Here is an 11,980-nt window from a genome sequence, read left to right as displayed (position 1 = left end):
GAGATTATATCTAAATAATCCGACGCGTCGCGAGGGCTGCCGGTCCTGTCAGACGACGCCTCTTATTGCTAAAAGGAACGCGACGATGAAATCCCTCGCACGGCTTGCGCTGTCTGCCGCCGTCATTCCCTTCATCTTCATTCAGGGTGCAAGCGCCGACGGCCTGTCCGGCGCGCCGGCGCCCTTCGACAAGGGTGGCGTGAAGGTGGCGCTGATCAGCTACATCTCGGCCGGTGATTTCTTCCAGGCCTATCAGGCCGGTGCTGAGGCCCAGGCCAAGGCGCTGGATATCGACCTGCGCGTCTTCCCGGGACGGCAGGACGCCGCCGAGCAGCGGGAGCAGATCCTGCAGGCGATCAATCTCGGCGTCTCCGGCATCGTCATCGACCATGGCCTGCCGGAATCGCTCGGCGATGTCGTGCAACAGGCACTCGACAAGGGCATCAAGGTCGTGGCCTTCGACGTCAACCTCAACAATCCGAAGATCCCGCAGGTCGAGCAGAGCGATCACGAGCTCGCCTCGCTTGCCCTCGAACAGGCGGTGAAGGATAACGGCAAGGACTTCAAAGCCGGCTATGTCTATGTCGCCGGCTTTGCGCCGCTCGACCGCCGCAACGAAGTCTGGGACAAGTTCAAGTCCGAAAATACCGGCGTGGTCGAAAAGGCTCGCTTCGGCAATGTCAGCGATACGACGGCGACCTCGACCGCCGACCAGGCGAAGGCCGCGCTCACCGCCAATCCCGATATTTCTGTGGTCTTTGCCCCCTATGACGAATTCGCCCGCGGCGTGAAGCTCGCCGCCAACGATCTTGGCATATCGAAAAAACTCAAGATCTATTCGGCCGATGTCTCGACCGCCGATATCCAGGAAATCACTGAGGAAGGCAGCCCGTGGGTCGCGACCGTCGCAACCAATCCGGCCGTGGTCGGCGCAGTCTCCATCCGCGCCGCCGTCCTCGAAATAGCCGGGCAGACCGTTCCTCATCAGATCACGGTCAAACCGACGCTTCTGACGCAGGAGAGCCTGCGCGCCGCCGGCGTCAAGACGATCGAGGAACTGGCCGCAAAGATCCCAGCCTTCAGCACGAGCGATGCGGCGACCGCCAGCTGGATCCCGGACAAGCTGTTCTGAGGCTTTTCATCCTCGATCTTTCCGGCGGGAGCGTTCGGTTCCCGCCGGATCATCTTTTGAAGATTTGGAGTTCCGCCATGAGCCAATCCAATGTGATCTTCGCGGCCAGTCGCAACCCGACACGCGAAGACCTCTTTGCCCGCGCCGAGGAAATCTCGGCCGACCTTTCCCGGCGTGCCGCCGATCTCGATCGCGAAGGCGGCCCCCCGCTTGCCGAGATCATCAAACTGAAGAATGCCGGCCTGCTCAACGCGCTGCATCCCACCAGCATCGGCGGTGGCGGTCTCGACTGGGTCGACGGGCTGAAGCTCGTGCGCATTCTTGCCCGCGGCGAAAGCTCGATCGGCCAGTTGCTCGGCTATCACTATGTCAACAGCCAATATATCTATTGGGCGCTCGAACCCGCGCGCGCCCATGCGCTGGGCAGCGAGACTGTCGCAAGGAACCTTTACTGGGGGGCGGCGGTCAATCCACGCGATCCCGGATTGGTGCTGACCCGCCGCGGCAACGGCTATGTGCTGAACGGCCGCAAATCCTTCTCCACTGCGGCCCGGGTCTCCGACTATATCAACGCCAATGCGGCCCTCGACGACAAAATCGCCGGCTTCGCCGTGCCGACCAATCGCCCCGGCTACGTCGCCAACGACGACTGGGACAATATCGGCCAGCGCCTGTCCGACAGCGGCAGCGTCGAGTTCCACGATTTCCCCGTCTATGAGGAGGATTTCGTCGGCGTTCCCGCTGCGCCCGATGCCGCAGCACCGGTGCTTTCAACCTTCAACACGCCATTCATCCAGCTGGTCTTCGTCAATTTTTATCTCGGCACGGCCGAAGGCGCGCTGCAGGCGGCTGTCGATTATGTCAGAACCACCACCCGGCCGTGGATCACCTCAGGCGTCGAGCGCGCCGCCGACGATCCCTATATCCTTGAGCGCGTCGGCGAATTCACCGCCACACTGAAGGCTTCGGCAGCCCTTGCCGACAGCGCGGCATCAGCCGTGCAGGCCGGCCTTACCCGCGGCCCCGATGTGACGGCGCGCGAGCGCGGCGAGGCGGCGGCGGAAGCCTATGCCGCCAAAGTCCACGCCACCCATGCCTCGCTCGACATCACCTCGCGCGTCTTCGAGTTGACGGGCGCACGCTCGACGGCGGACAAACACCGCTTCGACCGGTTCTGGCGCAATGTCCGCACCCACACGCTGCACGATCCGGTCTTCTACAAGGCAAGGGAAGTCGGCGAATTCGTGCTGAACGACCGGATACCGGAAGTCAGTCTCTACAGCTGAGGCGGGATCCTCATCACCGAAAGCAAAACCCCACCGCCGCGGTGGATCAGCTTGTGACAACCTCTCCTCCTTCATGCTCGGCCTTGTGCCGAGCATCTGACCACGGCAATTTCCTAGCAGGAAACCGTTTATTTTCAGGCGCTTAATTGGACGTACGCAGATCCTCGGCACAAGGCCGAGGATGACGTCGTGGGTTTGCGGCGGTTTGTAAGCAACCTGAACCCACCGCCGGCACCGGCAGTGGCTTTTGGAAACAGCTGAAACTTCAGAGCGCGCCGTTCTTCGGCGGCGTCACGCCGTTCAGATGATAGTTGCCGACGACGTGATATTTCCAGCGTACCGGATCGTGCAGCGTATGGGTGCGGGCATTGCGCCAGTGGCGGTCGAGATTGAGGCCGATCTGCACCGACGAGGTTCCGGCGAGCTCGAAGAGCGTATTCGAGGCCTCGAGCGCCACCTCAGTCGTCAGCACCTTGGCGGCGGCGACTGCAAGCGTGGCCTCGACCACCTTTTGTTCCGTCGTCTCGACCTGCGCGGCATCCACCTTGTGGCCGGCGCGTTCGACAAGAGCGGTCGCGGCTTCCAGCCGGATGGCGATCTGGCCGACCTTGGCGATCGTCAGCGGATCGTCGGAGGCGCGGTCGAGGCCGCTATCCATCCAAGGGCGCGATTTCGTCCTGACGAACTCAAGCGTTTCGGCAAAAGCTGCCCGCGCGATGCCGAGATCGATACCGGCATGGATGATCTGGCCGACCGAGCCGATCGTCGTCGGCCGTTCGAAGCCCTTGTGATGGAAGACCACGGAATCGGCGCTGACATAGACATTGTCGAGGATCGTCGTGCCGCTGCCGGTGGTGCGCTGGCCAAAACCGTCCCAGTCGTCGACGACCTCGACGCCCTGGGTGCCCTTCGGCACGAAGGCCATGGTCAGCCGCTCCTCCGCATCGAGTGCGAAGACGGTGATCCAATCGGCAAAGAGCACGCCTGTGGAATAGAATTTGCGGCCATTGATCCGGTAGCCCGGGCCGTCGCGGGTGATGCGCGTGTTGTAGTGCCCGACCGTCTTCGTGCCGCGCTCGGAAAGCGCATTGCCGAACCGGTCGCCGGCAAGCACCCGGCCGAAGAAATAGCGCTGCTGCTCTTCGCTGCCGTCCGTTCTCAAGGCTTCGAGGATATAGAAATGGTTCTGCGGAATCTGACCGATCGAACCGTCCGCTTCGGAAAGGATCGCCGTGATTTCGGCGAGCACCGCGTTCGAGACGTCCAACCCGCCATATTGCGCCGGCACGGTGATCGCCAGAAGGCCGGACTGCGCGAGCAGGTCGAGTTCGGCAAAGGGCAGTATCCGGTCGCTGTCGCGGTGCGCGGCGCTTGCCGCAAATTGCGCCGCCAGCCTGCGGGCGGTTGCGATCGCTTCCTCATCGCTGCCGATACGGTCGGCCACCGGCCGGATCTGATCTGCTTGCCTCAGCACGTTATTCATAGACGTCTCCAATTCTGACGGTCCTATCGGTGAAAGAAATCGAGCGTCGAGATAAGAGTACAAATTCTATAGATGCGATAGAAAATAAAAAGTGTTTGCTTATCGGCCTTCGGAGGCCGCGATTAGGGTTCAGGCCCGACATTCGCGCGGCGAGGCTCCCGGGGGACGATGAAATTCCAACCTTCCCGGCCTCGATTTGATTTCGACCCCTCCCTACGTAACCATTGTCGGGTGCGTCGCCGCGCCGATAGAAAAAGCCCAATGCGGAGCAGGCGGCCTACCTTGCCCGATCCATGAGGAAAATCATGACCCGTTCACGGCAATTGCGCCTCGGCGCCTTCATGCGTCCCGTCAGCCTGCATACCGGTGCATGGCGCTATCCCGGTTCCTACCCCGACGCCAACTTCAATTTCGTGCATCTGAAGTCCTTCGCGCAGGCGCTGGAACAGGCGAAATTCGACGCCTTCTTCATGGCCGATCACCTTGCCGTGCTCAACATGCCGGTCGAGGCGCTCAGGCGCAGCCACACGGTAACCTCCTTCGAGCCCTTCACATTGCTGTCGGCACTGGCGGCCGTGACGGAGCGCATCGGCCTCGTTGCCACCGCTTCCACCACATTCGACGAGCCCTATCATATCGCCCGACGTTTCGCCTCGCTCGATCACATTAGCGGCGGCCGTGCCGGCTGGAACATTGTCACTACGTCCAACCCCGACGCCGCGCTGAATTTCGGTCTCGACGAACATGTAGAGCATGGCGAGCGTTATCATCGCGCCCGGGAATTCTACGATGTCGTGACCGGGCTGTGGGACAGCTTCGCCGACGATGCTTTCATCCGCGACCGGGAAAGCGGCCTGTTCTTCGATCCTGACAAGATGCACGTGCTCGGCCACAAGGGGGAGGAGCTCAGCGTCCGCGGGCCGCTTAATATTGCCCGCCCGCCGCAGGGCTGGCCTGTCATCGTCCAGGCCGGCCAATCAGATCCCGGCCGCCAGCTTGCCGCCGAGACTGCCGAAATGGTCTTCTGTTCACCGCGCGATCTTGCCGCCGGCAAGGCGCTCTATGCCGCTATCAAGGGCCGCATGGAAACGATCGGCCGCAACCGCGAGCATCTGAAGATCCTGCCGGCCGCCTTCGTCATCGTCGGCGAGAGCATCGAGGAGGCACGCGCCAAGCGCGCCGCACTCGACAGCCTGGTACATTACGACAGCGCCATCGCCTCGCTCTCGATCGCGCTCGGGCATGATGCTTCCGGCTTCGATCCCGACGCACCGCTGCCAGCCGATATTCCCGACACCAATGCCAGCAAGACCGGCCGCGCCCAGGTGCTGAAACTTGCAGCCGAGGAGAGGCTGACCGTCCGCCAACTGGCGCAACGCTACGGTGGCTATGCCGGCCTCGCCTTCGTCGGCACGCCCGCAAGCATTGCCGACGAGATGGAACGCTGGCTGGAGGAGGAAGGCTCGGACGGCTTCAATATCGTCTTCCCCTATCTGCCGCAGGGTCTTCTTGACGTCACCGAGCGACTGGTTCCGGAGCTTCAGCGCCGCGGCCTGTTCCGCAGCGAATATGACGGCACGACGCTGCGCGAACATCTTGGCTTGCCGCGGCCGGAGAACCGGTTTTTCGCAGCCCCCACGTGAGGCGTGTCAACCGCTCGGGCTCGAACGCCTTTTCGCCGTCCCGATCTCAAACGCGTCGCTTTCCCCCGGAACCAGTTCGAGCGGCCAGACAATATTGTGTCCCGCTTCAGGATAGAACGCGCGATAGGCCGGCACATTGGCGAGAAGCGTCTGTCCGAGCGCGACGCCGAGATCATAGAGCGACATACGGAAGCAACTGAGCGAAGGGTTTAGGAACCGTGCGCGCGGGGCATCGCGGAAGCCGATCACGGCAAGGTCGCGGCCGGGCATGACGCCCGATTCCATCAGGCGGCGGTAGAGGCCGATCGCCATCAGCTCGTAGATCAGAATTACCGCCGTTGGCCGCTCTTCAAGGAGCAGCAGCTCATGGGCCGCCTGGTAGCCGCCCGGTTCACTCGATTTGACGCGGATGACGAGCGACGGATCGAAGGCGATACCGTGCCGCGCCAGCGCGCGGCGATAGCTCTCGAGAAAGACATAGCCGAGGTTGACCTCGCTCGACGGTGCCGTGATCGCGATCCGGCGGTGGCCGCGCGCGACCAGCCGTTCAACAGCACGGTCGGCCACGCCTTCGAAATCGAGATCGATCCAGGGGAAATTGCCGGGGGAAAGGCTGCGGCCGACCGCAACGAAGGGGATCCTTGCCCGTGACAGAAGATCGATGCGCCGGTCGATGCGCTGCATATTCGAGATGATCATCGCATCGACGATGCGGCGCGCCACGATCCGCTTCAGATATTCGTGCGGGTCTTCGTCGCTCGGGCAGGGCAGCATGATCAGGTCGAGCTTGTGGCGGGCAAAGACGCTCTGCAGGCCGCTGGTGACGCCGAGAAAGAAGTTGTCGGCATTTTCGACCGCCTCGGCGCTCGATTCGATCATCAGGCCGATGACCTTCGTCTCGCCCTGCCTCAGGCTCCGCCCCGATTGGTTGGCGACATAGCCGAGTTCCTCGGCTGCGGCCAGCACGCGGCGCCGCGTTTCCTCGTTGACATCAGGCTTGCCGTTCAGCGCCCGGGAGACTGTGCCGATCGAAATATTCAACTGTTCGGCAAGCTGGCGGATCCCCTTCATCGCTGTTGATTTTCCCCGATCTGCAATTTCGCATTTGGCGTCTATTGACATCGCAAAATGTTTCCGCCACCATTCGTAAACGTTTACGGAGTGCGTGTCACGAGGAGAGTTGGCGCCATTCCCTGGAGGAAATCGTGAAATTCAGTGCCATTCTGTGCGGGTGCGGAGCTATGTCCAAAGGTTGGTTGCGCGCCATCGCCTCCAACCCTCAACTCGCCGAGTCCATCGCCGTCGTCGGCCTCGTCGACCTGAACCGGGAGACGGCGGAAAAGCTCGCAGCCGAGTTCGGTCTGGAAGGCGCCGTCATCGGCTCTGACCTGTTCGAAGTCATCGCTGCCACCAAGGCCGATCTGGTCTTCGACATCGTCATTCCGGCCGCGCGCTACGATATCGTTTCGACGGCGCTGAAGGCCGGCTGCCATGTGCTGAGCGAAAAGCCGATGGCCGCCTCGCTGGCCGAAGGCGCGGCGCTGATCGATCTCGCCGCCGAGACCGGCCGCATCCACGCCGTCATCCAAAACCGCCGTTTCATCTCGGGGATCAGGCGCCTGCGCCGTTTCGTCGACAGCGGCGCGATCGGCGAACTCACCGGCATCCATTGCGACTTTTTCCTCGCACCGCATTTCGGCGGCTTCCGCGAAGACATGGACAACGTCCTGCTTCTCGACATGGCGATCCACACCTTCGATGCCGCCCGCTACGTCGCGGATAAAAAACCGCTCGCCGTCTATTGCGTCGAGCGCAACCCAAAGGGTTCCTGGTACCGGCACGGCGCGTCGGCGAACGCGATCTTCGAATTTTCCGACGATATCGTGTTCACCTATCGCGGCTCTTGGTGCGCCGAAGGCGAGCGCACCAGCTGGGAAAGCCAGTGGCGGCTCGTCGGCTCGAAGGGAATGCTGACCTGGGACGGCGAGGAGAGCTTCAAAGCGGCCATCGCCGGCGAAGAGCCAGGCCTTCTGCACGGCTTTGTCTCCGTAAACGTTCCCGGTCCGGAGCACGAGGAGGAGACTCACGGCCACGTCAGCGTCATCGCCGATTTCATCGCGGCGATCCGCACCGGCAAGCAGCCCGAGACCGTCAATTCCGACAATATCAGAAGCCTTGCCATGGTCTTTGGCGCGATCGAAAGCGCCAGGACCGGCCGGCGCATCGAAATTTCAGCATAGGATGAGTGACGTGAGCAACCCTGCAAAATCCATACGCATCGGCACCATGGTCAGCGGCAACAAGGGCGATGCCGCCACCCGCATCGGTCAGATTGCCGACCTGGGCTTCGAGAGCTTCGAGCCCTTCTTCTGGCAGACGACCAAGGGGCAGAACCTCGCCGAGCTCGGCAAGCGCTGCCTCGACGCGATCGGCGACCGCGACATCACCATCTCGACGCTCGGCATGTTCGGCAATCCGCTGGAAGAGAGCGCAATCGATCTCGAGACGCTGCAGGGCTGGAAGGACTGCATCGACAATGCGCATCATTTCGGCGCATCTTGCGTTGCCGGCTTCACCGGCCGCGTCCGCGGCAAGCCGCTGACCGACAGCCTGCCGCGCTATAAGCAGATCTGGAGCGAGCTGGCCAAACGGGCCGCCGACAAGGGCGTCAAGATCGCCTTCGAGAACTGCGCCATGGACGGCAATTGGGCGAGCGGCGACTGGAACATCGCCCACAACCCGGATGCCTGGGAACTGATCTTCAACGAGACGCCTGATGACCATATCGGGTTGGAATGGGAACCCTGCCATCAGATGGTCTATCTGATCGACCCCATGCCGCAGATCCGCAAATGGGCGCACAAGATCTTCCACGTCCACGGCAAGGACGCGACCATCCGCTGGGAGGTCATCAAGGAACACGGCATCTTCGGCAAGGAGAAATTCGTCTTCATGCGCACGCCGGGCTTCGGCGACAGCAACTGGACCGACATCATTTCCGAGCTGCGCCTTGCCGGCTGGTCGGGCTCGATCGACATCGAAGGCTGGCACGATCCGGTCTATCGCGACGAACTCGAAATGACTGGTCAGATTCACGGGCTCAACTATCTGAAGAAATGCCGGGGCGGAGATTTCGTTGTTGATCCCTGATCGACGCCTAAGGTGGGGCGCCGCCGGCTGGGAGGCCTGGCGGGGCACCACGACTGACTAATTTGGTCTTTTCGCGGCGCAGCCGCTTCTTTGGGAGGAAAGCATGAAAAGAATTGCAAGACTTGCGCTAGCACTCGGCACAGCGATGCTGATGACATCGATCGGCCATGCCGAGCAGAAGACCTTCAAGATCTGGTGGTTCGAGGAGCCGACCACGGCTCAGGGCATTGTCTGGAAGAAAGCGCTCGAGGAGTTCAAGACGAAACATCCGGACGTCACCGTCAGCTTCGAGCAGAAGACCTTTCAGCAGTTGCAGGCCTCAGGCGGCATGATCCTCAATTCCGATCAGGCCCCTGACGTGCTCGAGTACAACAAGGGCAATGCGACCGCTGGCCTGGTTGCAAGCCAGGGATTGCTGACCAATCTGGATGCCTATGTGAAGAAGGAAGGCTGGGACAAGATCCTTAACGAAGGCGATTTTGTCCTGAGCCGTTACGACGAGAAGGGCATCTATGGCTCCGGCCCTGTTTGGGGCGTCTCGGTCTTCGGCGAATATGTTTCGTGCTTCTACAATATCGACATGTTCGAAAAGGCAGGACTCAAGCCGCCGACGACGCTCGAAGAGTGGGTCGCCAGCATGGAAGCCTTCAAGCAGAAGGGTCTCACACCTCTTGCGCTCGGCGCCATCGACACCAGTGGCCAGCACTTGCTTGCCTCTCTCGCCTATACCAAGGCCGATGACGCCTGGGTCCAGAATTATCAGGGTTTGAAGGCCCCCCTCGATGGCGCGCCCTACCTCTATGCGGCGCAGACATTGGTCGACTGGGTCAGCAAGGGCTACATCAACAAGGACTCCACGGGCATGAAGGACCCGGACGCCGCTCTGCTCTTTACCTCCGGCAAAGCGCCGATGTACGTCTCGGGCACGTGGAATCTCGGCACGTTCGCCTCGACCATCAAGGACTTCAAGTGGGGTCAGTTCGTAATTCCGACGCCGAAATATTCGGTCGGCTCGACAGGCAATCTCTGGGTCGTTCCCAAGGGTAGCAAGAATCCCGATCTCGCCGCCGAGTGGATCAGCCTGACCTTGTCGCCGAAGTACCAGGCTGAACTCGGCAATGCCGGCGGCGTGCCGATCGCCGCTGATCTTTCCGCCATCACCAACCCCATCGGCAAGAACGCCGCAGCGGTTTTCAAGCAGATCTCTGACAAAAGCGGCCTCGGTTTCTATCCTGACTGGCCGGTCCCCGGCTACTACGACGTGCTCAATCAGAAAGACACCGGTCTCTTCCAGGGCAGCCTGACCGCGGAGCAGTTCGTCGAACAGATCAAGCAGGTTTACGACGACGCGCAGGAAAATCAGTAGCGCGACCTTGAACGCTGGGCTGCGCCTCCGGCGCAGCCCATTATGCGAGGCTGAAGGAAGAATGATATGGCGATATCCAGCCAGCGATCGAGCGACGGTTCACGAAGCTATAGCCTCTACCTCATCCCAGGGGCGATCGGCTTCATCCTGATCGTACTCATACCGCAGCTTGCTAATCTCGGGCTGAGCTTCACGGCATGGAAAGGGGTTGGCACGCCGCGACCGGTCGGCCTGCAGAACTATCATCGTCTGCTTACGGACGATCAATTCTGGGGGTCGATGTATCATACGCTGCTGTTCATCGTCTCGATGACCGTGATACCGGTGTGCATCGGCCTAGTGCTGGCCGCTTTGCTGTTCGACTATGTCAGGGATCAATTCGGGGAATGGGTCTCGAGCTTCTTCAGGGCCGGCTTTTACTTACCGCAGATTCTGCCCGTAACGGTCGCGGGCGTGCTCTGGGGCTGGATTCTCAATCCAGTCGGTGTCATCAACATTACGCTAAAGGCCATCGGCCTCGATAATCTCGCCCAAAACTGGATCGGCGATGCGACATACGCGCTTGCTGCCGTCTCGCTCGTTATCGTCTGGATACAGGTCGGCTATTGTCTGGTGGTTTTCATGGCGGGTCTTTCGCGCATCGACCCTTCTCTCTACGAGGCCGCCGAGCTCGATGGGGCAAACTGGTGGAGCCGGCTGGTGACGATCACCATCCCGCTTCTGGCGCCGGAGATTTTCGTCGTTGTGCTGACCACGCTGATCGCAGCGCTTAAAGTCTTTGCGCCAATCTTTGTCATCACCGCCGGCGGCCCCGACAATTCCACCCTCGTGCCGTCCTATCTGACTTACTACCACTTCTTCACAACACAACGCGTCGGCTATGCCGCGGCCATCGCGGTCGTGCAAACGACTCTGACGATCGCTTTGGCCGTGATTTTCCTACGCTTCCAGAGCCAGCAGGAGGCGAAGGAGTAGATCATGGCTTACTCAGTTCTCAGCGACGGTACGACCAAGGCAAAAGCGACGGCGGCAGCGGATCGCGCCCGACGCGATCCCATGCGGTGGGTGGTGCTGGCCATCCTTATCCTACTCCTCGCCTTTACGCTCTTTCCCTTTTTCCTTGCTCTGCTCAACGCCGTCAAGGCGAGCGCCGAATACGCAGTCGGCGGACCGCTTTCGATTCCTCGGTCGATCGATCTCGCCGCGCTCGAGAAATTCTGGACAGTGTCTGATTTCGGCCGCAAGCTGCTCAACAGCGTGGTGATCAGTCTCGCTGTGTCGGTGTTGGGGGTACTGATAAGCCTGTTCAACGCCTATGCGATTGGGGTCGGCCAGGTGCCGGGTTCGCGCGTGATCTTGGTGGTTTTTCTTCTCGGCATCATGGTGCCGCAGGAGTCCATCATTTACCCGCTTTACTACATGGCGAAAGCGAGCGGCCTCTATGATACGCAGCTTTCCGTGATCATCATTTTCGCGGTCCTGCAAAGCGCTTTCGGGACTTACCTGCTCTCGACCGTGCTGCGTACCTTTCCCAAGGAAATCCTCGAAGCGGCGGAGATGGATGGCTCGACCCACTGGAAAACGCTGTGGTTCGTAATCGTCCCGATGCTGAGGCCGACACTCATGGTCCTGGGAACCTTCTTTTTCATCTGGACTTGGAACGAGTTCTTGATCCCGCTCGTCATGCTGGTGTCCAACAACAACCAGACGGTCTCGGTCGCCATGGGTCTCACCCGCGGTCAGAACATGTCGGACCCGGTACTGCAGGCCTCGGCGGCTTTCCTGGGTATCATACCGACCGTGATCTTCTTCTTGATCTTCCAGCGCACGCTAACGCGCGGCATCGCCGCTGGAGCAGTCAAATGATGACGTTTTTCACCCTTGACCATCCCATCGGTCCCGGTTGGGGACCAGCAAGGT

10 protein-coding genes are annotated in these 11,980 nt (G+C 61.0%); 8 read left to right on the top strand and 2 right to left on the bottom strand.

Features of this window, described 5'->3' with window-relative positions; genetic code table 11:
• Window positions 1–85 precede the first annotated feature (85 nt).
• Window positions 86–1,132, top strand: coding sequence for a substrate-binding domain-containing protein (locus tag RHEC894_RS22360; RefSeq protein ID WP_085739201.1), 1,047 nt, complete (start codon window positions 86–88; stop codon window positions 1,130–1,132).
• A 77-nt stretch (window positions 1,133–1,209) separates the two neighbouring features.
• A complete protein-coding gene (locus RHEC894_RS22355; RefSeq protein WP_085739200.1) occupies window positions 1,210–2,418 on the top strand; it encodes an acyl-CoA dehydrogenase family protein in 1,209 nt (402 codons plus the stop codon).
• A 265-nt stretch (window positions 2,419–2,683) separates the two neighbouring features.
• Here RHEC894_RS22355 and RHEC894_RS22350 read toward each other — a convergent pair whose 3' ends face one another.
• A complete protein-coding gene (locus tag RHEC894_RS22350; RefSeq protein WP_085739199.1) occupies window positions 2,684–3,901 on the bottom strand; it encodes an SfnB family sulfur acquisition oxidoreductase in 1,218 nt (405 codons plus the stop codon).
• 305 nt (window positions 3,902–4,206) lie between these two features.
• Here RHEC894_RS22350 and RHEC894_RS22345 point away from each other — a divergent pair, with 305 nt between their 5' ends.
• Window positions 4,207–5,544 carry an LLM class flavin-dependent oxidoreductase gene (locus tag RHEC894_RS22345; RefSeq protein WP_085739198.1) on the top strand — a complete coding sequence of 446 codons (1,338 nt, stop codon included), beginning with the start codon at window positions 4,207–4,209 and terminating at the stop codon, window positions 5,542–5,544.
• 6 nt (window positions 5,545–5,550) lie between these two features.
• Here RHEC894_RS22345 and RHEC894_RS22340 read toward each other — a convergent pair whose 3' ends face one another.
• Window positions 5,551–6,615 carry a substrate-binding domain-containing protein gene (locus RHEC894_RS22340; RefSeq protein ID WP_010069586.1) on the bottom strand — a complete coding sequence of 355 codons (1,065 nt, stop codon included), beginning with the start codon at window positions 6,613–6,615 and terminating at the stop codon, window positions 5,551–5,553.
• 134 nt (window positions 6,616–6,749) lie between these two features.
• Between RHEC894_RS22340 and RHEC894_RS22335 the strand changes: the two genes are divergently transcribed.
• From RHEC894_RS22335 to RHEC894_RS22315, 5 genes are all read left to right on the top strand, one after another.
• Window positions 6,750–7,784: a Gfo/Idh/MocA family oxidoreductase gene (locus tag RHEC894_RS22335; protein ID WP_085739197.1), complete on the top strand. Its 1,035-nt coding sequence runs from the start codon at window positions 6,750–6,752 to the stop codon at window positions 7,782–7,784.
• 10 nt (window positions 7,785–7,794) lie between these two features.
• Window positions 7,795–8,694, top strand: coding sequence for a sugar phosphate isomerase/epimerase (locus RHEC894_RS22330; protein WP_085739267.1), 900 nt, complete (start codon window positions 7,795–7,797; stop codon window positions 8,692–8,694).
• Window positions 8,695–8,797: 103 nt separating this feature from the next.
• Window positions 8,798–10,060: an extracellular solute-binding protein gene (locus tag RHEC894_RS22325; protein ID WP_085739196.1), complete on the top strand. Its 1,263-nt coding sequence runs from the start codon at window positions 8,798–8,800 to the stop codon at window positions 10,058–10,060.
• A 66-nt stretch (window positions 10,061–10,126) separates the two neighbouring features.
• Window positions 10,127–11,035, top strand: coding sequence for a sugar ABC transporter permease (locus tag RHEC894_RS22320; protein ID WP_085739195.1), 909 nt, complete (start codon window positions 10,127–10,129; stop codon window positions 11,033–11,035).
• Window positions 11,036–11,038: 3 nt separating this feature from the next.
• Window positions 11,039–11,926, top strand: a complete 888-nt coding sequence (locus RHEC894_RS22315) for a carbohydrate ABC transporter permease (protein WP_085739194.1) — start codon at window positions 11,039–11,041, stop codon at window positions 11,924–11,926.
• Window positions 11,927–11,980 lie beyond the last annotated feature (54 nt).

This window comes from Rhizobium sp. CIAT894 (genome assembly GCF_000172795.2).
Taxonomy (GTDB): domain Bacteria; phylum Pseudomonadota; class Alphaproteobacteria; order Rhizobiales; family Rhizobiaceae; genus Rhizobium.
The sequence above is the reverse complement of the archived record's forward strand: the minus strand, read 5'-3'. Positions and strand labels throughout refer to the sequence as shown.

What these genes read in the sequence shown, in the direction of transcription:
- RHEC894_RS22355 (WP_085739200.1), top strand. Translation starts at nt 1,210, where the DNA reads ATGAGCCAATCCAATGTGATCTTCGCGGCCAGTCGCAACCCGACACGC.
- RHEC894_RS22350 (WP_085739199.1), bottom strand. Translation starts at nt 3,901, where the DNA reads ATGAATAACGTGCTGAGGCAAGCAGATCAGATCCGGCCGGTGGCCGAC.
- RHEC894_RS22360 (WP_085739201.1), top strand. Translation starts at nt 86, where the DNA reads ATGAAATCCCTCGCACGGCTTGCGCTGTCTGCCGCCGTCATTCCCTTC.
- RHEC894_RS22340 (WP_010069586.1), bottom strand. Translation starts at nt 6,615, where the DNA reads ATGAAGGGGATCCGCCAGCTTGCCGAACAGTTGAATATTTCGATCGGC.
- RHEC894_RS22325 (WP_085739196.1), top strand. Translation starts at nt 8,798, where the DNA reads ATGAAAAGAATTGCAAGACTTGCGCTAGCACTCGGCACAGCGATGCTG.
- RHEC894_RS22345 (WP_085739198.1), top strand. Translation starts at nt 4,207, where the DNA reads ATGACCCGTTCACGGCAATTGCGCCTCGGCGCCTTCATGCGTCCCGTC.
- RHEC894_RS22315 (WP_085739194.1), top strand. Translation starts at nt 11,039, where the DNA reads ATGGCTTACTCAGTTCTCAGCGACGGTACGACCAAGGCAAAAGCGACG.
- RHEC894_RS22320 (WP_085739195.1), top strand. Translation starts at nt 10,127, where the DNA reads ATGGCGATATCCAGCCAGCGATCGAGCGACGGTTCACGAAGCTATAGC.